This window comes from Holophagales bacterium (assembly GCA_016699405.1).
Classification (GTDB): Bacteria; Acidobacteriota; Thermoanaerobaculia; order Multivoradales; family JAGPDF01; genus JAAYLR01.
This window is the reverse complement of the sequence record CP064972.1, coordinates 2,643,970-2,667,808: the sequence shown is the minus strand read 5'-3', so window position 1 is coordinate 2,667,808 and position 23,839 is coordinate 2,643,970. Positions and strand designations below refer to the sequence as shown.

Sequence of the window (23,839 nt, the reverse complement as noted above, 5' to 3'; positions counted from 1 at the left end):
CCAGCGTGCCCGCCGGCTGACCTTCAGCCTGCGCGTCGAGGACACCGAGAACAAGATCGTCGACGGCATCCGCGATTTCCCGGTCGAGATCAAGGACGTCGCGGCGCTCGAGAAGATCCTCCTCCACCTCAACATCGCGGTCCACTCCAAGGAGTGACGGGAAACCCCGGATGCGCTGCCCCTTCTGCGGCAGCACCGAGGACCGCGTGGTCGACTCGCGCGAGAGCCGCGACGGCGACGCCATCCGGCGGCGCCGCGAATGCCTCGCCTGCGAGCGCCGTTTCACCTCCTACGAGCGGGTCGAGGAGATCCCGCTCATGGTCGTCAAGCGCGACGGCAGTCGCGAGGAGTTCAACCGCCGCAAGCTGATGGACGGTCTGCTCAAGGCTTGCGGCAAGCGACCGGTCCCCGTCCGCAAGCTCGAGGAGATCGTCGAGGAGGTCGAGACGATGCTCGCCGAGCGCGAAGAGCGCGAGATCACCACGTTCGACATCGGCGCCCACGTGATGGGTCGCCTGCGCGACCTCGACCAGGTGGCGTACGTGCGCTTCGCTTCGGTCTATCGCCGCTTCCAGGACATCGACGCCTTCATGGACGAGCTGCAGTCGCTGCTCCGCAAGCCCGGATGAGCGTCCGTTCCGCTGGCGGCCCTGCCGCGCTGCCCCAGGTGCTTCCGGTCCTGCCGCTGCGCGACGGACCGGTGCTGCCGTTCATCACCGCACCGCTCACCGTCCTCGGCGACCGGCAGGTGGCGGCGGTCGACGAAGCGCTCTCCGGCGAGCGGCGACTGCTGCTGCTCGGCGTCCGCGACCCGACCGTCGACGACCCGGGCGACAAGCAGCTCGAGCGCGTCGGCGTCGTCGCCGTCATCCATCGGCTGCTCAAGCTGCCGGACGGACGCCTGCGCCTGCTCGTGCAAGGGCAGGCCCGGGCGCGCGCCACGCGCTTCGTCGGCGGCGGCAACGCCCTGCGGGCACGCCTCGAGATCCTCCCCGAGGCCCGCCTGCGCCGCCCCACCGTGGCGACGCGGGCGCTCGTCCGCCATCTGCGCGAAGGGCTCGAGAAGCTCGCCTCGCTGGGCAAGCCGATCTCCCCGGAGGTCCTCGCCATCGCCGTCGCGGTCGAGGAGCCGGGGCGCCTCGCCGACCTCGTGGCGAGCAACCTCGACCTGTCGCGCGAGGTCGCCCAGAGCCTGGTCGAGACGGTCGACCCCGCCGTCCGGCTCGAACGGGTCGGCGCCCAGCTCGACGCCGAGCTCCGCGAGCTCGCGCTGCAGCAGGAGATGGCCGACCGTGCGCGCGGCGAGGCCGACCGCGGACACCGCGAGTTCCTGCTGCGCCACCAGATCCGGGCGATCCAGAAGGAGCTCGGCGAGGGCGAAGACGTCGCCGAAGAGGTGGCCGCCTACCGCCGCGCCGCCGAGCAGAAGGGGATGAGCGGCGAGGCCCGCGAGGAGCTCGAGCGGCAGATCCGCCGGCTCGAGCGCGGCCAGCCCGACAGCGCCGAGACCTCGGTGGTGCGGACCTACCTCGACTGGCTCACCGGCCTCCCCTGGTCGACGGCGAGCGCCGACGACCTCGACCTCGCACGCGCCCGCCGCGTTCTCGACGAGGACCACTTCGACCTCGACAAGGTCAAGGAGCGGCTCGTCGAGTTCCTCGCCGTGCGCCGGCTCAACCCGGAGGCGCACGGACCGATCCTCTGCCTGGTCGGTCCGCCCGGAGTCGGCAAGACCTCGATCGGCCGCTCGGTGGCGCGCGCCCTCGGGCGCCGCTTCGTCCGCCTGTCGCTCGGCGGGGTGCGCGACGAGGCGGAGATCCGCGGTCACCGCCGCACCTACGTCGGGGCGATGCCAGGCCGGATCCTCCAGGGGTTGAGCCAGGCCGGCACGTCGAATCCGGTCTTCATGCTCGACGAGATCGACAAGGTCGGCGCCGACCTGCGCGGCGACCCGACGGCCGCCCTGCTCGAAGCGCTCGACCCGGAGCAGAACGGCACCTTCCGCGACCATTACCTCGGCGTGCCGTACGACCTCTCGCGCGTCCTCTTCCTCTCCACCGCGAACGTCGTCGACCCGATCCACCCGGCCTTCCTCGACCGCATGGAGCTGCTGCGCCTGCCCGGCTACGCGCTGGAGGAGAAGGTGACGATCGCCGCACGGCACCTCGTGCCGCAGGAGCTCTCGCGCCACGGCCTGACGGCGCGCGACCTCACCCTGACGCGGCCGACGCTGCGCGCCCTCGCCGCCGACTACACGCGCGAGGCCGGCGTGCGCGAGCTCGGCCGCCGCATCGCCGCGCTCTGCCGCAAGACCGCCCGGGCGAAGGTCGAAGGTCGCCCGACGTTCGGACGGCTGGCCCCGGAAGGCCTCGCCGAGCCGCTCGGGCCACCGCCGTTCCCGCACGAGGCGGTGCTGCCCGAAGACCGCGTCGGCGTCGCGGCCGGGCTGGCCTGGACCGCTGCCGGCGGCGAGCTCCTCTTCGTCGAGGCGCTGGCCGCGCCGGGCGAAGGGAAGCTCCAGCTCACCGGACAGCTCGGCGAGGTGATGCGCGAGTCGGCCCAGGCGGCGCTCACCCACGTGCGCGCGATGACCGCCGGTCGACCGGGATGTGCCGAGTTCTTCGCCCGCCACGACCTGCACGTCCACGTCCCCGGCGGAGGCACGCCGAAAGACGGTCCGTCGGCCGGCCTGACGCTCGGCATCGCGCTGCTCTCGCTGGCCACCGGGCGGCCGGTGCGGCGCCGCCTGGCGATGACCGGCGAAGTCACGCTGCGCGGCGACCTGCTGCCGGTCGGCGGCATCCGCGAAAAGGTCCTCGCCGCGCGCGCCGCCGGGGCCACCACCGTCGTGCTGCCCGCGGCGAACCGGCGCGACGCCGAGGAGATTCCGCTCGCCCAGCGCCGCGGCCTCGAGCTCGTCTTCGTCACCACGTTCGGCGAGGTGCCGCCGCTCGCGCTCGTCGACACCGCCGCGCCGGAGCCCGGCCGCTCCGGCGGGCCGAAGCGTGCGCGGCGAGCCACCGCGCGCGCCCCGCGCGCGAGCCGGTCGTGAGCGGCGCCGAGGATCGGCTGCTCGGCTGGCTGCAACGCCGGCTCGGCCCGGGGCATCGGCTCGGCGACGACGTCGCCTTTCTCGACGAAGGCGGCGGGATCGCCGTGACGCTCGACCATCAGATCGAAGGGGTCCACTTCCTCCCGCACGTGCCGCCCGACGTCGTGGCGCGGCGGCTCGCCGCGGTGAACCTCTCCGATCTCGCGGCGAGCGGCGCGGAGCCTTGGCTGGCCTTCCTCGCTCTCGCCGCGCCGGCCGGATTTCCCCATCGGCGCTTCCTCGCCGCGCTGCTCGGCGAGCTCTCGCGCTTCGGCGTCGAGCTCGCCGGCGGCGATCTCGCCTCGGCACCCCGCTTGTCGAGCTCGCTCACGCTGCTCGGCAAGCGTCGCTCCGGCGGTCGCTGGGTGCGGCGCGACGGCGTACGGGCCGGCCATCGACTCTGGCTCGGCGGAACGGTCGGCGAGTCGCTCGCCGGTCGCGAGCTGGTGCGGCGCGGCGCCGGTTGGGAGCGAGGTCGAGCGGTCCTCCCGGCGCCCCTCGGCCTGCCGCCGGCGCTCGCCGCAGCGGCCCGCCGCGCGGTGCGCCGGCATCTGCTGCCGAGCCCGCAGCTCGACCTCGGCGCATGGCTCGCCAGGCGCCGCGACGGCGGCGGGCTCGACGTCTCCGACGGTCTCTCGCGCGATCTCCACCGGCTCTGTCGTGCGAGCGGCGTCGGCGCCCGCCTCGATTCTGCCGCCCTGCTTCCGGAGCGTGCCACGGGACGACTGCTCGAGCAGCTGGGGATCGATCCGCTCGCCGCCGCGCTCGGCGGCGGCGAGGACTACGTGCTGCTTTTTTCGCTGCCGTCGCGGACGGTGCCGCCGGCACACTTCGGCGCGCGACCGGTCGGGATCGCGCTCGCCCGCCCGGTCGTCGAGATCGCGACACCGCGCGGGATCGAGCCGCTCCCCGAGGCCGGGTGGGATCACCTCGACGCCGCGGCGCGCGACGCCGAGGCCCGGCTCAACGGCTCCGGCTGAGGGTCACCCGCCAGGGGCGATCGAGCATCCGCTGCAGGCGACGGAGCTTGCGCGTGAGCTCGGCATGCGCCTCCTCGAGCGCCTGCAAGCGGCGCACGAGCTGCGGGTCGCCGCCCTTCCGGCCGCGCGCGGCGACCTCTTCGCCGCGCGGCAGGCGGCCGCGATGCTGGCGCAGCGCGACGAACACCGGCACGGCCTCGGGTGGGAAGCGGCGCTTGCGCCCCGTCCCCTGCTGCGGGATCCCCTGTCCGTGCCGCGCCACGTAGCGCAGCAGCGTCGGGTAGGCGATCCCGGTCATCTGGGCGATCTTGCGCAACGACAGCAGACCGGCCTTGGCACGCACCCGACCGGGTGTCGCCTGGCGGGCCGAGCGCGGAGCGCTTCCCGGCCGCCGGCCGGCCGCGGCCTTGCGCGGTCCACGCGGTGGGGCGCCGACACCGCGCTCGCGCCGTTTCTTGGTGAAGAGCCCGCGCAGCACCTCGACCGCCGAGGGCAGGTAGCGCCGGGTCCGCCCTTCGCCGCGCGACGGGAGCAGGTCACCGTGCTCCTTCTGGTAGCGATGAGCGGTGGCGGGCGAGATCCCGGCGCGGCGCGCGAGGTCGGTGAGCGTGAGAAGCTCCGGCGCCTGACGGGGGCGGCGGGCAGGGGGACGACGTGTCTTCTTGGCCATGCGATCTCCGGCGGACGAACGTCCGCGCTGTGGAATCAGTGTAGCAGCCGCACCGAGCGACGACCGGCGGCACCGCGCCCCGGAAGATTGAATAGGATCCGCGGATGACGACGAACGCCTCCCGACCGCTTGCCGGATCTCCCGACTACGACGCCCTCACCCGCGAGATCGCCGCGGTGCTCGAAGGGGTCGACGACCCGGTCTGCGCCATGGCGACGATCGCCTGCCTGGTCAAGCAGGCGCTCCCGCAGGCGAGCTGGGTCGGCTTCTACCGCGTCGTCGCGCCGCGCTGGCTGCGCGTCGGCCCCTACCAGGGCCCGCTCGGCTGCCTCGAGATCTCGTTCGACCGCGGCGTCTGCGGCGCGGCGGCCCGCGAGGAGCGCACCCAGCTCGTCCCCGACGTTCACGCCTTCCCCGGCCACATCGCCTGCGATGACTCGGCACGCTCCGAGCTCGTCGTCCCGGTGCGCGACGCGGGCGGCAACCTCGTCGCCGTGCTCGACCTCGACTCGCGCGAGCCCGCCGCCTTCGACGAGCGCGACGCCCGCGGGATCGAAGCGCTCCTCGAGCGGCTCCGGGCGCACTTCGGTGCGACCGCCGCAGCGCCGCTCAGCTCGTCTTGATGCCGTAGCGCCGCAGCAGGTAGGCGAGCGTCTGCCGCGTCAGGCCGAGGCGCCGGGCGGCTTCGGCAGGACGGCCGTGGGCCGCGGCGAGGGCCTCGTCGATCAGTCGGCGGCGCAGCCGCTCGATCTGTGCCTGGTAGTCGCCGGCCGGGGCGGCGGCGGCTTCGGCGCTTCCGAGCTCGAGATGCTCGGGGCCGATCCGCCCTTCGCCGGCGAGCGTGCGCGCCACGGTGAGCACATTCTGCAGCTCACGCACGTTGCCCGGCCAGGCGTAGGCGAGCAGCTTCGCCTGCGCTTCGCGCGAGAGCCGCGCCGGGGTCCCGGTCGCCCCCGGCCCGCGGCGCGCCAGGAACGCCTCGGCGAGCCCCAGCACGTCGCGACCACGTTCGCGCAGCGGCGGCAGGCGGACGGTGGCCACGCGCAGCCGGAAGAAGAGGTCCGCACGAAAGTCGCCGGCGCGCACCATCGCCGAGAGATCGCGATGAGTCGCCGCGACGATCCGCGCGTCGACCTTGCGCGGCAGGCTCTCGCCGAGGCGGCGCACCTCGCCCTCCTGCAACACGCGCAGCAGATTCCCCTGCACGGCGAGCGGCAGGTCGCCGATCTCGTCGAGGAAGACGGTGCCACCCCGGGCGCTCTCGAAGACGCCGGCGCGATCGCGGTCGGCGCCGGTGAAGGCGCCGCGCGAGTGGCCGAAGAGATCGGAATGGATGAGCGTCTCCGACAGCGCCGCGCAGTTGACCGGTACGAACGGGCCACCGTGCCGCGCGCTGCCGCGGTGCACCTCGCGGGCCGCGAGCTCCTTGCCCGTCCCGCTCTCGCCGAGCAGCAGTACCGGCATCTCGCCCGCGGCGAGTCGCTGCAAGCGCTCGCGGGCGGAGAGCAGCGCCGGGCTTTCGCCGAGCAGCGGCGAGGCGCCGGCGGTCTTCGCGACCGGCGGCGCGAAGTCGCGCAATGCCAGGGCGAAGAGCGCCCGTTGCGCCGCGCCGAGGCGTTGCGTGGTCAGCCGCAGGACGCCGTCGCCGCAGGGTGCGGCCAACTCCTCGCCACCGCACTCCCCGCCGAGCAGCGTGACCCTCTCCCCGCGACCTTCCCATTCGAGGCAGCAGCTCACCTCGCCGGCGTCGGCGAAGAGCTGCGGGATCGCCTCGGTCTCCCCGGCCGGACGGCTGGCGAAACGTTCGACCGCCCGCCAGACGGCGACGTCCTCGCGACCGATGCGCTCGGCGAGGCGGTTGGCCCCGACCCGGTGGAGCACGGCCCGCGCCTGGCGTTGCCAGGCCGGGGGCGCACAGTCGGGAGCCAGCCGCTCGCAGTCGAGGACGAGGCGGGCGGCGCGATAGGGATCGAGTTGCTGCAACGCCGTCCAGGCGACCGGCGGCGGTTCGCCGCCGTCGAGCAGCTCGCGCCAGAGCCGTTCGAACGGACCCCCGCGCGCCTCCGCCCAGGCGCGATCGGCGCAGCCGGCGAGCGCCCAGAGCGCCGGACGCTCCTCGGGCTCGAGCGTCTCGCGGATCGCCTCGGCGGTCGTCTCGGCGAGCAGCGCCGCGGCCTCCTCGGCGCGGCCGAGCCAGCCGAGCGCTCGCGCCCCGAGGACGTGGAGCTCGGCGAGACGCCAGCTCTGCCCGGCGGCGCGGAGACGCTCGACGGCGCGCTGCATCCGCACGAACGAGGCTTCGACGCGGCCGCGCACCTGATCGAGCCGCATCGCGAGCTCCTGATCGTGCGCCCAGCCGCGCAGATGACCTTGCCGTACGTTGTCGGCTTCCGACGCCTGGACGATCTGCTCGACGCCGAGCAACCGCCCGCGTCGCAAGCGCACCTCGGCGAGGTTGAAGAGGGCGAGCGTCGTTACCACCGGCCCCTCGCAGCGCCCGAGAAGGCGCGCCGCGTGGGCCAGTGCGCGCTCGGCGCCGGCGAGGTCCCCGAGCTCCCCGCGCGCGTTGCCGAGCCCGACCCAGAGCCGCCCGGCCTCGAACGGCAGCGCCAGGCGCCGTCCGACGCGCAGCGCCTGCATGTAGGACGCCGCCGCGCGGTCGGGGGCTCCCGTGGACTGCTCGAGCTCAGCGGCGACGCGGTGCCACCGCCACGCCGGGTCCGGGGCTTCGAGCGCCGGGCGGGCCGCCTCGAGGTGCTCGGCCATCGCCGCGGGCTCCCCGCGATCGAGCGCGGCCTCGGCCTCGGCGAGCGCCAGGCGCGGTGCGAGCCGCCCCCGCAAGCCCGCGCGGCCGAGCCGCAGCCAGTGATCGACCTCGCCCGGCTCCCCGAGATTGGAGTGGACGACGGTGGCGAGGTCGAGCCCCTCGGCCAGAACCTCGCCGCGCGGCTCGGCGGCGACGAGACGCCGCAGCGACGCACCGCTCGCCGCGAAGCCACCCAGATGGCGATGGCAGGCGGCGCGCAGGAGCTCGGCCTCGCTCGAGGCGTCGGCGGCGGCGAGCTCGTGCAACGCCTGTTCGAACTGTCCGCGACGGTAAAGCTCGCGCGCTTTCGTCAGCACCGGGGCGGACGCCTCCCGCGCCACCGCGGGGAGCCAGAGCGACGCACCCGCCGGCCCGCCGAGCAGCGCGCATGCCGCGTCGTAGGACTCCGTCTCCCCCAGCAGTCGCCGCCGGGCCTCGGGAGGGCCGGCGATCCAGAGGCTCTCGCGACCCCGGTCGTCCCGGCGTCGCGACACCAACGCGCGACGCACCTCGCCCCACGCCACGTCGAGGAGGAAGTCGGCCTCGCTGGCCAGCCGCACGAGCTCGACGTCGAGGACGAGCGGCGTGAGTGCCACCGTCCAGCGCTCGGCGCACGCCCGGGCGACGCGGCGAGCCGGGCCCCGTCCGGCGACCTCTCGCCCGAAGAGCCGCCCCAGCAGGTCGAGCAGGAGCGGAGCGACGGCGTCACGGGCGCGTCCGGCCACCGCGGCGAGTCCGGAGAGCGCGCCTTTCGGGGCGACGTGCCCGTCCCCCCAACCGCCGGCGAGCCGCCAGCCCGCCGCTTCGAGGTGAGCCAGCAGGGCGGTGCCGCCGAACAGCGCGGCGAGGCGTTGTCGATCGGAGAGCCCAGGGTCGCCGAGTGGGCGCCCGCAGGCGGGACCGAGCCCGGCGTGACCGAGCTCGACGATCACGGCGCGCCGAGCCTCACGCCGAGCAGCGCGCCGAGGTCCGACCAGAACCGGGGATACGACTTCTCCACCACCCGCGGCTCGCCGACCGAGAGGCCGGGGCGCCGCAGTCCGACGAGCGCGCAGCTCATGGCGATCCGGTGGTCGTTCCAGCTCGAGGTGCGCACCGGCTGGTGCGGCGGCACGGCGTCGGCCCAGAGCCCAGGGATCACCAGGCCGTCGGCGCGCTCTTCGACGAGTGCGCCGAGCCGCGTGAGCTCGCTCGCCATGGCGCGCAGACGGTCGCTCTCCTTGACGCGCAGGTGAGCGGCGTCGCGCAGTCGCGTCGTGCCGCGGGCGAACGGCGCCAGGGCGGCGAGCGTCGGGACCTGGTCGGGGATGTCGCCGCAGGGCTCGTCGAGGGCGACGAGCTCGCCGCTGCCCTGGACTTCGACGCCGCTCTCGTCCCACGCGACTCGGGCCCCCATCCGGGCGAGCAGGTCGAGCAGACGACGGTCCCCCTGGCGCGAATCGCGGCGCAAGCCGGCGAGATGGACGACCCCGCCGGTCAGCGCGGCGGCGGCTGCGGGGTAGGCGGCCGCCGAGAAGTCGCCCTCCACCTCGAGGCGGCCGCCGGCAAGGCGAACCGGCTCGACCCGGAACGAGGACGCGCTCAGCCGGGTGACCCGCGCCCCCTGACGAGCAAGCAGATCGAGCGTCAGCTCGACGTAAGGCTGCGAGGTCAGGGCGCGAACCTCGATCTCTACCGGGGACTCGGCGCGACAGGCGGCCATCAACAGCGCCGAGAGGAACTGACTCGAGCTGCCGGCGTCGAGCCCGGTCCGGCCGCCGCGGAGCGACGGCCCGTCGACCACCAGCGGAGCGAACCCCTCGCTGCCGAGACAGGTGATCCGCGCTCCGAGTTGCCGCAGCGAGGCGAGCAGCGGCGCGAGCGGCCGCTCGCGCAGGCGTGCGCTGCCGTCGACGGTGAAGCGACCGGGCAGGGTGGTGAGCGCGGCGACGAGGAAGCGCAGCAGCGTCCCCGACTCGCCGCAATCGAGGCTCGCCTCGGCGCGTGGCTCGGACGGCGGGCAGAGAACGATCTCCTCGCCCGGCGCGACACCGGCGGCCTCGCGCACCGCGAAGCCGAGTTGCACGAGGACGTCGCGGAAGCGGCGGATGTCGTCGGAGAGCAGCGGGCGCACCAGCGTCACCGGCTGCCAGGCCACCAGGGCGAGGTTGCACAAGCGGTTGCTGACGCTCTTCGACGGCGGCACGACGAGGGCACCCCGGACCGCGCGACCGTCGGGGATGGCGATCGACTCAGGCCACATCGAGCACCAGCCCGTCGTAGCCGAGCTCGACACCGGCCGGCAGGTCGACCTCGGGGCGGCCCACGTCGACGTCGTGCGCCAGGTGGGTCAACACGGTGCGCCGGGCGCCGACCCGCGCGGCCGCGTCGAGCGCCTCGGCAACGGAGAAATGGGTCGGATGGCGGCGGTAGCGCAAGGCACCGAGCACCAGCACCTCGACGCCGGCCAGGAGGTCGAAGCTCTCGTCGGGGATGCGCGACACGTCGGTGACGTAGGCGAATCGTCCGACGCGGTAGCCGAACACCGGCATGGCGCCGTGCCAGACCGGGATCGGCACGACCTCGGCCCCGAGCAGCGGGAACGGCCCGTCGACCGGCCGCAGCTCAAGCTGCGGCTTGCCCCCGCCGGCCTGCCCGTCCTCCCAGACATAGGCGAAGGCGGCGCGCACGCGGGTGAGCGTTGCGGCCGAGCCGAGACAGGGGATCGGCGACTTCTGGCGGAAGTTGAAGATGCGCACGTCGTCGAGACCGAAGAGATGGTCGGCGTGAGCGTGGGTGAAAAGCACGGCGTCGACCCGCGACACCCGGAAGCGCAGCGCCTGCTCGCGCAGGTCCGGCGGTGTGTCGACCAGCGCGTGACCGGCGGGCAGCTCGAGCCAGAGGCTCGGCCTCGTCCGGCGGTTGCGCGGGTCGGGCGAGGTGCAGACGGCACACTCGCACCCGATGACGGGCACGCCGGTCGAGGTCCCGCTGCCGAGCATGGTGATACGCATCGAGAGGATCCGCGGCGAGTCTACTGCGGGGCACGCCTCAAGCCGGAGCTCCGTCGTCGGAAAGATCCCGGCGCCCTCGCCTCACGACGGCCCGCCCCCCGTCCACGGCCTACCTCGAGCCGAGCCACTCGAGGCGGCGGGTGCGGAACCAGGCCTCGAGCAGCCAGACCTCGCCGCCCGGCACGCTCCAGCGGCGCTCCTCGTGGAAGTGACCGACGAGCAGCGCATCGTGTCCTTCGGCGAGCCGCCGCGTCGCGTAGGTGCGGACGACCTCCTCCGGGATGCGCATCTTGTGCTTGAAGTTGGTCTGCGCCAGCGCCCGCTCGGTGCCGTGGACGATCCGCCGCGCCACCGGCCCGGGGATCGCCCGAGCCGCCAGGCGGCTCGGCCCGCTCTTCGACAGCCGACGCCAGAAGCGGTACTTCCAGTCCTTGTCGTCGAGACCGTCGCCGTGGACCGCGAGGTAGCGCCGGCCCCCTTCGACGAAGGCGTACTCGCCGGCGACGACGTCGAAGGCTCGCGAGTAGCGGCTGCCGGCGAGGAAGAAGTCCCGGTTGCCCTCGACGTACACCACCTCGAGCCCGCGTTGCCGCAAGCGCTCGAGCGCCTCGACGACCGCCACCACGTCGGCGGTCTCGAACTTGCGATGACCGATCCATACCTGGAAGAGGTCCCCAAGCAGCACCAGTCGCTCGGCACGGCCCGGCAGACCGGCGAGCTCGGCCACCAAGGGTGTCGCCGGCCCACCCGGGCCGCCGAGATGGGCGTCGGCGAGAAGCGCGGTGGCCATGGGCGACGCTCGCGTCCGTCCGCCGGTCAGGAGATGTCGATGCGGGGCCGAGCGGCGAGGGTGCGCTCGACCTCGGCGACCACCGCGTCGGCGACCCGGCGGAAGGCCGCGGCGTGGGCACCGCTCGGCTGCGCCACGGCGATCGGCATGCCGGCGTCGCCCCCTTCGACGATCGCCGCGTCGAGCGGAATCGCCCCGAGGAACGGGCAGCCGAGCAGCTCGGCCGTCCGTTCGCCGCCGCCGCGCTTGAAGATGTCGGTCTCCTGGCCGCAGTGGGGGCAGACGAAGGTCGACATGTTCTCGATGATCCCGGCCACCGGCACGTTGACCTTGCGGAACATCGCCAGCCCCTTGCGCGCGTCGATCAGCGCCACGTCCTGCGGCGTCGTCACCACCACCGCGGCGGCGAGAGGCACCTTCTGGGTCATCGTGAGCTGCGCGTCGCCGGTGCCGGGCGGCATGTCGACGACCAGATAGTCGAGCGCCCCCCACTCGACGTCGCCGAGCATCTGCTCGATCGCCTTCATCACCATCGGGCCGCGCCAGATGACCGGCGTGTCGGTCTCGAGAATGAAGCCGAGCGACATCACCTTCACGCCGTAGCGCTCGAACGGGATGATCCGCTCCCCCATCACCACCGGCTTGTCGGTGATGCCGAACATGATCGGCACTGACGGCCCGTAGATGTCGGCGTCGAGGATGCCGACGCGGTGTCCGGCCGCGGCGAGCGTCACCGCCAAGTTGGCGGCGACGGTCGACTTGCCGACGCCGCCCTTGCCGCTCGCCACCGCGACGACGGCACGCACCTCCGGGATCAGGCCGGGATCGGCGGAGATCGCCCGCTGCGCCGCCTCGTCACGCGACGGGGGAACCTGGACCCGCAGGTCGACCGCAACCTCGCGAATGCCCGGGATGCCCATCGCCACCCGCTCCACCTCGGCCTTGATCTGCTCGGCCGCCGCCGGGTTCTGGGTGGCGAGCTGGAGCTCGACGACGGCGCGGCCGGCGTCGACCCGCGCCGCGCGAACGAAACCGAAGGAGACGATGTCCCGGGTCATCCCGGGGAAACGGACGCTCTTCAGAGCGTCCCAGAGGCGCGGTTCGAGTTCAGAGCTCATGGCGGCGATTCTATCCGCCGGCCGCCGCCGCGTCCGCCGGAGCCACGGAGCGCCGCGACTCCTCCGCCGCGACCTCGACCCGGGCGAGCGCGGCAACTTGCTGCCGCACCTCCGCTGCCAGCTCGCCGCCGAGCCGCACCTCGCGCACGCTGCGCCCCGCCGTTTCGACCGGCGCGCCGAAGCGCACCGTCACCGCCCCGGGGCGCACCAGGAAGCTGCCGCGACGCTGCACCGACCGCGTCCCGTCGAGCCCGGCCGGCAGGATCGGCAGTCGGCTCTTGAGCGCCAGCAGGAAGCCGCCGCGTTGGAAGGCGAGCAGACGGCCGTCGAACGAGCGCATCTGTTCTGGAAAGAGGATGACCGAGGTCCCGGCAGCCAGTCGCGCCGTCGCCGCGGCGAACGCCTCCGGCGCCTGCGACGGATTGCGGCGATCGACCGGAATGAACCCGCCGGCGCGCATCGCCCAGCCGAAGATCGGGATGCGGAAGAGCGTCTGCTTGGCCATGAAGCGCGCCTGGCCCGGCCAGACGGCGAGCAGCGCCGGGATGTCGTAGAGGCTCTGGTGGTTCGCCATCAGGACGAACCGCCCGTCCGGGTCGATCGACTGCTCCCAGCTCGCCCGCACGCGGACGAAGCTCGCGGCGAGCAGGCAGCGCGCCCACGCCCGTGCCACCCGGAAGGTCCAGTCGCCGCGCGGCGGAATCGCGCTCGCCACGAGGGCGAGCGCACCGAAGAGGAGGGACCCGGCCACCAGCATCAGGTTGCCGGTGATCGTGGCGACGGCGATGCCCACGGCCCGTCCGGTGCGGCGGATTGGCGAGGGGGCGACGGGGCCTCTAGAATGCTCGACGGTGTCCACTCTCGATCGCGTGACGCGGCGTTTTCGCTGGCTCGGTCTGCTGCGGGCCAGCCTGGTCCTGGGAGCGCTCTACGATGCCGGATTCGCCGGGCTGATGCTCGTCGCGCCGCAGGCCGCCGCGGCGTCGCTCGCCCTGCCGTTGCCCGAACCGGCATTCTACCTGCCCCTGCTCGCCGTGCTGCTGCTGATGCTTGCCGCGCTCTACCTGGTCGCGGCCGACGACCCGGAGCGGGGGGCACGGATCGTCGCGGTGGCGATCGTCGGACGCCTCGGCGGCGCGCTGGTTCTCGGCCTGGCGGCCTGGCACGGGACGCCCGCGCTCGCCCCGCTCGCCGCCGCCGACTTCGCCTTCGCGGTCGCCCACGCCGCCTTCTGGCTGCCCTGGCGCGAATGAGCCGGCTCTTCCGCGCCCTCTCCGAGGCCGGTGCGCTGACCCTGCTGTCGGTCCGCGCCCTGCGGGTCCTGCTGACGCGCCCGTTCGAGCTGCGGCTCGGCCTGCTGCAGATGGAGCGCATCGGGCTCGGCTCCTTCGGCGTCGCCGGCATCACCACGCTCTTCACCGGGATGGTGCTGGCGCTGCAGACCGCCTTCAGCCTGCCGGGGCTCGGCGTGAAGTACTACATCGGCACGGTGGTCGGCAAATCGCTCACCCGCGAGCTCGGTCCGGTGCTCACGGCGCTGATCGTCGGCGGCCGGGTGGGAGCCGGCATCGCCGCCGAGATCGGGTCGATGAAGGTCACCGAGCAGATCGACGCGCTGCGCTCGATGGCCGCCGACCCGGTGCGCAAGCTGGTGGCGCCCCGCCTCGCCGCCTGCCTGCTGATGATCCCGGTGCTGACGCTCTACGGCGACCTGCTCGGCATCTTCGGCGGCATGCTGGTGGCGGTCACGCAGCTCGATCTCGAAGCGGCCTTCTACCTCACCGACGTGATGGACTCGCTGCGCATCGCCGACGTGGCGAGCGGCCTCGGCAAGTCGTTCGTCTTCGCCTACTTCATCGCCATCGTCGCCTGTCATCGCGGGCTGACCGTGCAGGGCGGCGCCGACGGCGTGGGGCGGGCCACCACCGAAACGGTCGTCACCACCTCGATCCTGGTGCTGATCTCCGACTTCTTCCTCACCAAGCTGTTCTACGTGCTCGGCTGACCGGACAATGGGCGAGCCGCTCTTCTCGGTGCGCGGGCTGACCAAGCGGTACGGCGGCCGCGCCGTCCTCGACGGGCTCGACTTCGACGTGGCGCGCGGCGAGTGCTTCGCCGTCCTCGGCCGCTCGGGAAGCGGCAAGAGCGTGACCCTGCGCCAGCTCGTCGGGCTCGAGCGGCCCGACGCCGGCTCGATCCGCTTCGACGGTCGCGAGCTCACCGAGCTCGCCGAGCGCGAGCTCTACCCGGTGCGCCGTCGCGTCGCCATGCTCTTCCAGAGCGGGGCGCTCTTCGACTCGATGACCGTGGGCGAGAACATCGCCTTCCCGCTGCGCGAGGTCGGCGGGCTCCCCGAGGAGGCGATCGCCGAGCGCGTCCAGGACCGGCTCACCCAGGTCGGCCTGCCGGGGATCGAGAGCAGGATGCCCGCCGATCTTTCCGGCGGCATGCGCAAACGCGTCGCGCTGGCGCGCGCCATCGCGCTCGAGCCCGAGGCGGTCCTCTTTGACGAGCCGACCACCGGTCTCGACCCGATGACCTCGGCAACGATCGGCGAGCTGATCCGCCGCGCCACCCGTCACCTGGGAGCCACGGCGGTGGTGGTCACCCACGATCTCGCGCTGGCGCGCCGGGTCGCCGACCGGCTGGCGTTCCTCGACGGCGGCCGTTTCCGCTTCCTCGGCGACTGGGCCGCGCTCGACGACTGCCGCGACGCCTTGGTGCGCCGCTTCTTCGACGCCGAACCGGAGGATGACGATGAACCCTGAACGACGCCGGGAGCTCCGCGTCGGACTCTTCGTGGCGCTCGCCCTGGTCCTGCTTTCCGCCCTGGTGATCGTCCTCGGTCGCGAGCAGAACCTGTTCACGCCGAAGGCGCGCTACATCGTCCACTTCCGCGACGTCAGCGGCTTGCGGGCCGGCTCGAGCGTCCACCTCAACGGCGTCCAGGTCGGCCGGATCGAGACGATCGTGCTGCCGACCGACACCGGCGAACGGCTGCTCGAGGTGCGCATCGCCATCGACCGGCGCTACTCCCAACGCGTCCGTCTCGACTCGCTCGCACGGATCAAGACGCTCGGCCTCCTGGGCGACAAGTTCCTCGAGATCACCTCGGGCTCGCCCGCTTCGGCCGAGGTGCCGATTCGCGGCGAGATCCGCGCCGCCGAGTCGACCAACGTCGACCGGCTGGTGGCCTCCGGCGAGGACGTGATGGACAACGTCGTCACCATTTCCCACTCGCTCGACGCGATCCTCGCCCGCGCCGAGCGCGGCGAGGGGATCCTCGGCCAGCTCCTGCGCACCCCGGCCTCCGGCGTCGACGTCGGCGACGAGGCGGTGGCGACGCTCCGTTCGGTCCGTCAAGCAGCCGACGAGATCGCTTCGGGGAAGGGCGCCCTGCACCGTCTGACGAGCGACCGGCAGCTCGCCGACCGTCTGGCCTCGGCCGTCGAGCGGCTCGATCGGGTGCTGGCCAAGGCCGAAGGGGGCGACGGCCTGGTGCCCGCCCTGCTCGACGACCGCCAGATGCGCGAGCGGCTGGAGACGACCCTGGCCCGCCTCTCCCAGGCCGCCGACGACCTGGCGGCGACGACCGCCGCGCTGCGACAGGGCGACGCCCTGCTGCCGCGGATGGTGCACGACGAGGCCTGGGGGCGCGAGGTGACCGAGGAGCTGCGGCTGCTCGTGCGCACCTTGCGCGAAGTGGCCGAGAAGCTCGATCGCGGCGACGGCACCGCCGCCCGGCTCCTCAACGACCCGAGCGTCGCCGAGGCGCTCGACGACATTCTGGTCGGCGTCAACGAGTCGCGCCTGCTACGTTGGCTGGTGAGAAACCGCCAGAAGGCCGGCATCGCCCAGCGCTTCGCCGCGGAGAAGGCGGCGGCGGACCGCCCGGCCCCCGAGTCGACGCCCGCTCCGCCGCCCGCGACCCCCGCGCCGGACGGCGGCCTGCGATAGGCTCGCTCGCCGGAGAGGACGGAGGCGGTCTCGCGATGCACACCCTCATCACCGGCGGCGCCGGCTTCATCGGCTCGCACCTGACACGGCGACTGCTCGGCCAGGGCGAGCGCGTCACGGTCCTCGACGACTTCAACGACTTCTACGACCCGGCACGCAAACGCCGCAACGTCGCACCGCTGCTCGGACGGGAGGATTACCGCCTGGTCGAGGGGGACATCCGCGACGCGGCGCTGGTCGATCGGATCTTCGCCGCGGGCCGGTTCGACGCCGTCGTCCACCTCGCCGCCCGGGCCGGGGTCCGACCGAGCCTGCGCGAGCCGATCCTCTACGAAGAGGTCAACTGCATCGGCACCTTGCGCCTGCTCGAAGCGGCCCGCCAGCACGGCCCGGCGACCTTCGTCTTCGCGTCGTCCTCGTCGGTCTACGGCATCAACGAAAAGGTGCCCTTCGCCGAGGAGGATCCGGTCGAGCGGCCGATCTCGCCCTACGCGACGACCAAGCGCGCCGGCGAGCTGCTCTGCTTCAACTACCACCACCTCTACGGCCTGAAGACCGCCTGCCTGCGCTTCTTCACCGTCTACGGTCCGGCGCAGCGCCCGGAGATGGCGATCGCCAAGTTCACCGATCTGCTGGCGCGCGGTGCGGCGGTGCCGCTCTACGGCAACGGCAGCACGCGGCGCGACTACACCTACATCGACGACATCGTCGACGGGATCGTCGCGTCGCGCGACCTGGCGCCGGGCTTCGAGATCTTCAACCTCGGCGGCTCGGAGACGACGCGCCTCATCGACCTCGTCCACTGGATCGCCGGCGAGCTCGAGGTCGAGCCGCGCGTCGAGCTGCTCGCCGAACAGCCCGGCGACGTGCCGATCACCTTTGCCGACGTCTCGAAGGCCAAGCGGCTGCTCGGCTACTCTCCCCGCGTGCCGATCCGCGAGGGGCTGCGCCGCTACGTCGCCTGGTACCGCGAGAGCGGCTCCTGACCTCGGCGAGGAGAGGACGGTCCACCGCTTGGCCAGATCGCTCCGCCGCTTCTCGCTCTTCTCGCAGCCGCTCGACCGGGCGGTCTACCTCGCCTATTTCCTGGGCGCCGTCGTCCCGCTCATGGCGCTCGCTTGGGTCGGCCAGCGCTTCGTCTCCCCGGACGACGTCGACGCCCGGCTGGCGCCGCTCGCCGCGTTCGTCGGCCTCGGGATCCTGTCGCTCGCCTCCTTCCTCGCCCTGCGTCGCACGACGAATCAGGCGCTCGCCCGGCTCGATCGCGACAACCGACGGCTCGCCTCGTTGCTTGCCGCCGCCCAGGGGCTGCAGTCGACCGAGCACGACCAGCAGGCGATCCAGGGGGCCCTCGAGGCGGCCGTCCGGCTCGTCGGGGGCGGCTGGGCCGTCTACCTCGAGGCAGGAGGACGCGAAGCCGAGCCGCAGCCGCGGGGTCAGGCCGGCGCCGGCGTCGAGGCGATCCTCGCCCGGTCCCTGCCGGAGCTCCAGCGCCTCGCCCGCGCCGCGAGCGAGGAGGCTCGTGCCGTCCACGAGGCGCTCCCCGGCAGCGCCCTCTGGCACGGCCGGGCGGTCTGGGCGACGGCCGTCCGCTGCGGCGACGAGACGCATCCGCGCACCCTCCTCGCCCTGCACGCCGGCGACGGCGCCGACGAGCAGGCAATCGTCGGACCGCTCGACACCCTCGCTTCGATGCTCGGCGCCACGCTGCGCGGGCTCGAGCTCGAAGAGGTGCAACGCAACTTCTACACCCACGCCACCCACCTGCTGGTGGCGGCGCTCGACGCGCACCTCGACTACATGGGCGAGCATTCGGCCGACGTGGCCCGCTACTCCCTGCGGCTGGGGCGAGCGCTCGATCTCGACGAGGACCAGATCAAGCGGCTGCACGCCGCGGCGCTGCTCCACGACCTCGGCATGCTGCACATCGACCGGGCGACCACCGACCTCGCCGTGTTGCGCCAGCACCCGGGGCTCGGCGCCGAGATGCTGCGGCCGGTCCGTCTCTGGGAAGACCTCGCGCCGATCGTCCGCCACCATCACGAGTGGTGGAACGGCGGCGGCTACCCCGACGGCCTCGCCGGCGAAGCGATCCCGCTCGAATCCCGCCTCATCGGGCTGGTCGAGGCCTACGACAGCATGACGAGCGCCACCAGCTATCAGCGCTCCTGTCCGCCGGACGAGGCCTGCGAACGGATCGCCGCCGCCTCGGGCACCCAGTTCGACCCCCGCCTCGCCGCCCTCTTCGTCGCCATGGTCCGCCGCGGCGAGATGCGCCTCTGACCCCCGCGTTTGGGGACGGCACCCGCTTCACGGTAGGCTAAGCCGTCCGGCGCGTTCCAGAATCGGGCGCGCATCCCCTCTCGGACTCTCCCGGCCGATCACCCGCCGGGAGTCCCCCAAGCGGAGAGGTCAAATATGAAGATTTGCGTGGTGGGAAGCGGCTACGTCGGCCTGGTCACCGGAGCGTGCCTGGCGGACTTCGGAATGGACGTCACCGGGATCGACAAGGACGAGGCGAAGATCGCCGCCCTGAAGCGCGGCGAGATCCCAATCTACGAGCCCGGCCTCGAGGAGGTGGTGGCCCGCAACGTCGAGGCCGGTCGGCTCAAGTTCTCGACCGACCTCGGGCCGGCGATCGAGGAGGCCAAGGCGGTATTCATCGCCGTCGGCACCCCGCCGCTGCCCGACGGCTCGGCCGACCTCTCGTTCGTGCGCCAGGTCGCCGAGTCGATCGCCCAGCACCTCAACGGCTTCAAGGTCATCGTCACGAAGAGCACCGTGCCGGTGGGAACCGGCCAGATGATCGAGCAGCTGGTCGCCGAACAGACCGGCGGCAAGGGCGACTTCGCGGTCTGCTCCAACCCCGAGTTCCTGCGCGAGGGCTGCGCCGTCGACGACTTCCTGCGCCCCGACCGGGTGGTGATCGGCGCCCGCGATCCCCGCGCCGTCGAGGTGATGCTCGAGGTCTACTCGCCGCTGCGCGTCGCCGACGTGCCGTTCGTCATCGCCAACGTCGAGAGCGCCGAGATGATCAAGTACGCCTCGAACGGCTTCCTTGCCACCAAGATCACCTTCATCAACGAGGTGGCCGAGCTCTGCGAAGCGGTCGGCGCGGACGTCGAAGTGGTCGCCAAGGGGATGGGCCTCGACAACCGGATCAACCCGAAGTTCCTCCACCCCGGACCGGGCTACGGCGGTTCCTGCTTCCCGAAGGACACGCGGGCCGTGGCGCGCATCGCCCACGAGCAGGGCAAGCGCTTCGAGATCATCGAGGCGGTGCTCTCGGCCAACGAACGCACCCAGCGTCGCATGGTCGGCAAGGTTGCCGAGGCCTTCGGCGGGGTCGCCGGCAAGACGGTGGCCGTGCTCGGGCTCTCCTTCAAGCCCGACACCGACGACATGCGCGAGTCGCCGGCCATCGTCGTGATCGAGGGGCTCATCGCCGCCGGAGCACGCGTCAAGGCCTACGACCCGGCGGCGATGGACGCCGCCAAGCCGCTGCTGTCGGCCGGCGTCGAATACTGCCCGGGCCCCTACGAGACCTGCGAAGGCGCCGACGGTCTGGTGATCGCCACCGAGTGGAACCGCTTCCGCAAGCTCGAGACCGACAAGCTCCAGAAGCTGCTCAAGCGCCCGCTGGTCGTCGACCTGCGCAACATCTACGAGCCGGCCAAGATGGCCGCGGCGGGCTTCGAGTACGTTTCGGTGGGTCGCCCCTCGGTGGCTGCGGGCAAGATGACTGCGAAGGTGGGAGCGGCGGGATGAAGACCGCGGTCGTCACCGGCGGGGCCGGATTCCTCGGTTCTCACCTCTGCGAGAAGCTCCTCGCCGAGGGGAATCGGGTCATCTGCGTGGACAACCTGATCACCGGGAGGCGCGAGAACATCGCCCACCTGGAAGGCCGCGACGATTTCCGATTCGTCCTGCACGACGTCTCGACGCCGTTCCATCTGGACGGCCCGATCGACTACGTCCTGCACTTCGCGTCGCCGGCCTCGCCGATCGACTACCTCGAGCTGCCGATCCAGACCCTCAAGGTCGGCTCGCTCGGCACCCACAACAGTCTGGGGCTCGCCAAGTCGAAGCGATCCCGCTTCCTGCTCGCCTCGACCTCCGAGGTCTACGGCGACCCGCTGGTCCACCCGCAGCCGGAGACCTACTGGGGCAACGTCAACCCGGTCGGCCCGCGCGGCGTCTACGACGAGGCCAAGCGCTTCGCCGAGGCGATGGTGATGGCCTATCACCGCGTGCACGGCCTCGAGACGCGCATCGTCCGCATCTTCAACACCTACGGCCCGCGCATGCGACCGCGCGACGGCCGCGTCGTGCCGGCCTTCGTGCAGCAGGCGCTCACCGGGGCGCCGATGACGGTCTTCGGCGACGGTTCGCAGACGCGTTCGTTCTGCTACGTCGACGACCTGGTCGACGGTATCCACCGCCTGCTGCTCTCCGACCGCAGCGATCCGGTCAACATCGGCAACCCGCACGAGATGACCATCCTGCAGTTCGCCGAGACCATTCGCGCGGCGGTGGGCAGCAGCTCGCCGATCGAGCACCAGCCGCTGCCGGTCGACGATCCGAAGACGCGCCAGCCGGACATCAGCGTCGCCCGCCGCGTCCTCGGCTGGGAGCCGCGCGTGTCGCTCGAGCAGGGGCTGGTCAAGACCGTCGCCTACTTCCGGGAGGTCGTCGCCCGTGGAGCGGCCTGAGGAGATCCTCGCCTTCGCCCTGGCGAAGTATCCGCAGCGCGTCGAGGTGATGCCGATCGCCGAGCTCGCCACCGACCTCGCGCGGCGCAACGAGCGCCGCGCCGCCTACGTCACCCTGGCGGTCCCTGACGAGGCGGTCAAGCAGCTCAAGGGACCGGCCGACTCGCGCGATCACTGGCTGCTCGTCCATGTTCCACGCGAGGTCGGCGATCGCGCCGAGTCGCGGATCGTTCTGCCCGGGGAGGTCCGATGAGCTCCACCGTCGTCTGTTCCCGCTGTGGGCGCCCCGACGCCCCGGCGCTCGCTCGCCCGCCGTTGCGCGGTCCCCTCGGCGCCGAGATCCAGGGGAAGGCCTGCGCCGACTGCTGGACCGAGTGGCAGCGTGCCGAAGTCATGGTGATCAACGAGCTGCGGCTCAACTTCATGGACCCCGGGGCGCAAGCCGTGCTCGACGCCCACCTGCGCCAGTTCCTCGCTCTCGATTCTCCGGCCAAGGCCGGCTGACGCCGGGACGATCCCGATGGATCCGGCCGTCCTCCCCGGCCTGCGAGCCTTCGACTCCCAGGATTTCGCCGCAGCGATCGCCGCGTGGGAGAGTGCACGGTCCGCCCACGCCGGCCGACCGGCGGAGACGGCCCTGCTCACCGGCCTCGTCGCGCTCGGCCGCGCTGCCCAGGCGGCAGAGCGGGGAGACGCGGCCGCCGCGAAACGGGAGCTCTCCGCCTGCCGCGCGGCGGTGCGGCATCTGCCCCGGCGGGTGCTCGGCGTCGACGTCGTCCGGCTGCGCGACGAGCTCGCCGGCGAGCCGTCGACCGCTCCGCGTCCGCACGCGGCACACACCACCCATGCGGGGACCTGGATCAAGGCCGGCTTGCTCGTCGCCCTGCTCGGCGGCACCTTCGCGGCGCTGCGCTGGACACCGCTCGGTCGCCTGATCGAGCCCGAGCGCTTCTCGGCGATGCTCGAGGCGGCGCGCGGCCACTGGTGGAGCCCGCTCGTCCTGCTGGCGCTCTACGGCCTGCTCTGTCCGCTCGGCATTCCGGCGACACCGCTGCTCTTCGCCGGCGGAGCGATCTTCGGTTCGGCGCTCGGCAGCGCGGTGAACGTCGCCGGCACCCTGCTCGGCGCCGCGACCACCTTCGCCCTTGCCCGCTATCTCGGGCGAGAAGCCGTCGAAAAGTTCGGCGGCAACCGGCTCGCCAAGGCCGAGCGGATGCTGCACCGGCACGGCTTCTGGGCCCTGGTCAGCACCCGCTTCCTGCCGCTGCCCTTCCCCCTGGTCAACGCCGCTGCGGCCGTGGCCGGCGTGCGCTTCTCCCAGTTCATGGCAAGCTCGGTGATCGGCCTCGCGCCGGCGGTCGTCGTCTGGACCTACTTCTCTTCGGCGATCGTGCGCGCCGCGGCGGCCGACCGGGCACGCATCGCGCGCGACCTCGCCGTGGCGCTCGCTCTGCTCGTCGCGCTGGTGATGATTCCGACGGCGACGCGTTTCCATCGCCGACGGATGCGGGCCAAGCGGATCCGCCTGGCGCGGGCCAAGCGGCTCGCCGCCGAAGCACGTTGAGCGGCTCGGTCGCCGCGGCGCCCGACGCCCGCCGACGCTCTCAGCCGCCGGCGAGCCCGGCCTCGACCTCGCGCAGGTCGAGCAGCAGCGCTCCTCCTGCCGCGTGTCGCTCGGGCTCGAACTCGTAGTCGCGGATCACTCGGCGGAAGACCTCCTTGAGCGCCCGCGCGCCAAGCCGCGGCTGGCGGGCCGCCTCGCGCGCGATCCGCCGGACCGCGTCCGGCGACAGGGCGAGATGGATGCCGCGGCTGGCGAAGTACTCGCGCGCCACCTGGTAGCCCGAGTCGGGCGTCTCGAGGAAGATGCGAACGAGCTCGTCTTCGCCGAGGTCGGAGAGCAGCACCACGGCGTCGAAGCGGGAGAGGAACTGCGGGCTCATGCCGTAGTCGAACAGATCCTCGTTGCGCAACCAGTCGCGCAGGTGGAACTGCAGCTCCTCGCGCACCGTGCCGCCTTCGACCACCGTCACCGGCTTGAGCGCTCCCCGGTCGCGCCCGACCGTCACCCGGTCGAACACCGCGTCGTAGAGCCCTTCGAACGCCCCGCCGCAAACGAAGAGCAGGCTGCTCGAATCGACGGTCACCGGGCCGCCGCCCGCCCAGGCCGGGAGCTCGAAGGGGATCGCCTCGTTCTCGATCAGGGTGAGCAGCGCTTCCTGCGCCCGGATGCCGCGCACGTTCGGCTGGCCACCGACGTGGGAGCGGATCTTGTCCACCTCGTCGACGAAGACCAGTCCGCGCACCGCTCGCGCCAAGAGGTCCGGCAGGGGCGCGGTCGAGCCGAGCTGCTCGCGGGCGCGCTCGAGCAGGCGGCGCAGCACCGCCTCGCCCGGCCGCCCGCGTTCGGCCTCCTCCCCGAGGACGTTGGCGTGCAGGCGCACGACCGTCGAGCGTTCGGCGAGCGCCGGTTCGGCGGCGAGGAAGCTCTCCACCGCCCGCATCAGCGTCGTCTTGCCGGTGCCCGACGAGCCGATCATCAGGATGTTGCCGACCCGCAGGCCCGCGACCTTCTTGGCCAGGGCGATCGCCATCTCGCGAACCGCCTCGTCCTGACCGAGAACGCGGCGGCCGAGCGCCCCGGCGATCATCGTGGGGGGAGGGGCCTGGAAACTCACGGCGCGATCATAGCGTCGCCGCGTGAGCCTCGATAGATTCAGCC

23 protein-coding genes are annotated in these 23,839 nt (G+C 72.9%); 15 read left to right on the top strand and 8 right to left on the bottom strand.

Features of this window, described 5'->3' with window-relative positions; all coding sequences use genetic code 11:
- Nucleotides 1–170: 170 nt before the first annotated feature.
- Genes nrdR through IPJ17_11095 form a run of 3 tightly spaced genes read left to right on the top strand, consistent with a single transcriptional unit; the run spans nucleotide 171 to nucleotide 4,071 of the window.
- Nucleotides 171–629: a transcriptional repressor NrdR gene (gene nrdR / locus IPJ17_11105; protein ID QQR72078.1), complete on the top strand. Its 459-nt coding sequence runs from the start codon at nucleotides 171–173 to the stop codon at nucleotides 627–629.
- A complete protein-coding gene (lon, locus tag IPJ17_11100; protein ID QQR72077.1) occupies nucleotides 626–3,052 on the top strand; it encodes an endopeptidase La in 2,427 nt (808 codons plus the stop codon). The genes nrdR and lon overlap by 4 nt, the downstream gene beginning before the upstream one ends.
- Nucleotides 3,049–4,071: a thiamine-monophosphate kinase gene (locus IPJ17_11095; protein ID QQR72076.1), complete on the top strand. Its 1,023-nt coding sequence runs from the start codon at nucleotides 3,049–3,051 to the stop codon at nucleotides 4,069–4,071. The genes lon and IPJ17_11095 overlap by 4 nt, the downstream gene beginning before the upstream one ends.
- Here the strand turns inward: IPJ17_11095 and IPJ17_11090 are convergent.
- On the bottom strand, nucleotides 4,055–4,741 hold the full coding sequence (locus IPJ17_11090) for a MerR family transcriptional regulator (protein QQR72075.1): 687 nt from the start codon (nucleotides 4,739–4,741) through the stop codon (nucleotides 4,055–4,057). The genes IPJ17_11095 and IPJ17_11090 overlap by 17 nt on opposite strands.
- Nucleotides 4,742–4,845: 104 nt before the next feature.
- Here IPJ17_11090 and IPJ17_11085 point away from each other — a divergent pair, with 104 nt between their 5' ends.
- The gene (locus tag IPJ17_11085) at nucleotides 4,846–5,364 is read left to right on the top strand and encodes a GAF domain-containing protein (protein ID QQR72074.1); all 519 of its coding nucleotides are present in this window, start codon (nucleotides 4,846–4,848) and stop codon (nucleotides 5,362–5,364) included.
- Here IPJ17_11085 and IPJ17_11080 read toward each other — a convergent pair.
- The 6 genes from IPJ17_11080 to IPJ17_11055 all read right to left on the bottom strand — a co-directional run bounded on the left by IPJ17_11080 (nucleotide 5,351) and on the right by IPJ17_11055 (nucleotide 13,241).
- The gene (locus tag IPJ17_11080; protein QQR72073.1) at nucleotides 5,351–8,479 is read right to left on the bottom strand and encodes a sigma 54-interacting transcriptional regulator; all 3,129 of its coding nucleotides are present in this window, start codon (nucleotides 8,477–8,479) and stop codon (nucleotides 5,351–5,353) included. The genes IPJ17_11085 and IPJ17_11080 overlap by 14 nt on opposite strands.
- Entirely contained in the window at nucleotides 8,476–9,789 is a 1,314-nt protein-coding gene (aroA, locus tag IPJ17_11075; GenBank protein ID QQR72072.1) for a 3-phosphoshikimate 1-carboxyvinyltransferase, read from the bottom strand. The genes IPJ17_11080 and aroA overlap by 4 nt, the downstream gene beginning before the upstream one ends.
- Nucleotides 9,779–10,540, bottom strand: a complete 762-nt coding sequence (locus IPJ17_11070) for an MBL fold metallo-hydrolase (GenBank protein QQR72071.1) — start codon at nucleotides 10,538–10,540, stop codon at nucleotides 9,779–9,781. Before IPJ17_11070 ends, aroA begins: the two co-directional genes overlap by 11 nt.
- Nucleotides 10,541–10,649: 109 nt before the next feature.
- Entirely contained in the window at nucleotides 10,650–11,330 is a 681-nt protein-coding gene (locus IPJ17_11065; protein ID QQR72070.1) for a UDP-2,3-diacylglucosamine diphosphatase, read from the bottom strand.
- Nucleotides 11,331–11,356: 26 nt separating this feature from the next.
- Entirely contained in the window at nucleotides 11,357–12,448 is a 1,092-nt protein-coding gene (locus tag IPJ17_11060; GenBank protein ID QQR72069.1) for an Mrp/NBP35 family ATP-binding protein, read from the bottom strand.
- 10 nt (nucleotides 12,449–12,458) lie between these two features.
- Nucleotides 12,459–13,241 carry a 1-acyl-sn-glycerol-3-phosphate acyltransferase gene (locus IPJ17_11055; protein QQR72068.1) on the bottom strand — a complete coding sequence of 261 codons (783 nt, stop codon included), beginning with the start codon at nucleotides 13,239–13,241 and terminating at the stop codon, nucleotides 12,459–12,461.
- A 58-nt stretch (nucleotides 13,242–13,299) separates the two neighbouring features.
- Between IPJ17_11055 and IPJ17_11050 the strand changes: the two genes are divergently transcribed.
- The 11 genes from IPJ17_11050 to IPJ17_11000 all read left to right on the top strand — a co-directional run bounded on the left by IPJ17_11050 (nucleotide 13,300) and on the right by IPJ17_11000 (nucleotide 22,681).
- On the top strand, nucleotides 13,300–13,701 hold the full coding sequence (locus tag IPJ17_11050) for a hypothetical protein (GenBank protein QQR72067.1): 402 nt from the start codon (nucleotides 13,300–13,302) through the stop codon (nucleotides 13,699–13,701).
- The gene (locus tag IPJ17_11045; protein ID QQR72066.1) at nucleotides 13,698–14,453 is read left to right on the top strand and encodes an ABC transporter permease; all 756 of its coding nucleotides are present in this window, start codon (nucleotides 13,698–13,700) and stop codon (nucleotides 14,451–14,453) included. Before IPJ17_11050 ends, IPJ17_11045 begins: the two co-directional genes overlap by 4 nt.
- Before the next feature lie 7 nt (nucleotides 14,454–14,460).
- A complete protein-coding gene (locus IPJ17_11040) occupies nucleotides 14,461–15,216 on the top strand; it encodes an ABC transporter ATP-binding protein (protein QQR72065.1) in 756 nt (251 codons plus the stop codon).
- Nucleotides 15,206–16,405 (top strand): MCE family protein, encoded by a 1,200-nt coding sequence (locus IPJ17_11035; protein ID QQR72064.1) that lies wholly within the window; start codon nucleotides 15,206–15,208, stop codon nucleotides 16,403–16,405. The genes IPJ17_11040 and IPJ17_11035 overlap by 11 nt, the downstream gene beginning before the upstream one ends.
- A 35-nt stretch (nucleotides 16,406–16,440) precedes the next feature.
- On the top strand, nucleotides 16,441–17,391 hold the full coding sequence (locus IPJ17_11030; GenBank protein QQR72063.1) for a GDP-mannose 4,6-dehydratase: 951 nt from the start codon (nucleotides 16,441–16,443) through the stop codon (nucleotides 17,389–17,391).
- Nucleotides 17,392–17,419: 28 nt separating this feature from the next.
- Complete coding sequence (locus IPJ17_11025; GenBank protein QQR72062.1) at nucleotides 17,420–18,688, top strand: HD domain-containing protein; 1,269 nt, start codon at nucleotides 17,420–17,422, stop codon at nucleotides 18,686–18,688.
- A 135-nt stretch (nucleotides 18,689–18,823) separates the two neighbouring features.
- Nucleotides 18,824–20,173, top strand: a complete 1,350-nt coding sequence (locus IPJ17_11020; protein ID QQR72061.1) for a UDP-glucose/GDP-mannose dehydrogenase family protein — start codon at nucleotides 18,824–18,826, stop codon at nucleotides 20,171–20,173.
- A complete protein-coding gene (locus IPJ17_11015; GenBank protein ID QQR72060.1) occupies nucleotides 20,170–21,117 on the top strand; it encodes an SDR family oxidoreductase in 948 nt (315 codons plus the stop codon). The genes IPJ17_11020 and IPJ17_11015 overlap by 4 nt, the downstream gene beginning before the upstream one ends.
- Nucleotides 21,104–21,370, top strand: coding sequence for a hypothetical protein (locus tag IPJ17_11010; GenBank protein ID QQR72059.1), 267 nt, complete (start codon nucleotides 21,104–21,106; stop codon nucleotides 21,368–21,370). The genes IPJ17_11015 and IPJ17_11010 overlap by 14 nt, the downstream gene beginning before the upstream one ends.
- Complete coding sequence (locus IPJ17_11005) at nucleotides 21,367–21,621, top strand: Fe(2+)-trafficking protein (GenBank protein QQR72058.1); 255 nt, start codon at nucleotides 21,367–21,369, stop codon at nucleotides 21,619–21,621. Before IPJ17_11010 ends, IPJ17_11005 begins: the two co-directional genes overlap by 4 nt.
- A gap of 16 nt (nucleotides 21,622–21,637) precedes the next feature.
- Nucleotides 21,638–22,681 (top strand): VTT domain-containing protein, encoded by a 1,044-nt coding sequence (locus tag IPJ17_11000; GenBank protein ID QQR72057.1) that lies wholly within the window; start codon nucleotides 21,638–21,640, stop codon nucleotides 22,679–22,681.
- Nucleotides 22,682–22,721: 40 nt separating this feature from the next.
- On the opposite strand, the gene IPJ17_10995 is transcribed toward IPJ17_11000, so the two are convergent.
- A complete protein-coding gene (locus tag IPJ17_10995) occupies nucleotides 22,722–23,795 on the bottom strand; it encodes an AAA family ATPase (protein ID QQR72056.1) in 1,074 nt (357 codons plus the stop codon).
- Nucleotides 23,796–23,839 lie beyond the last annotated feature (44 nt).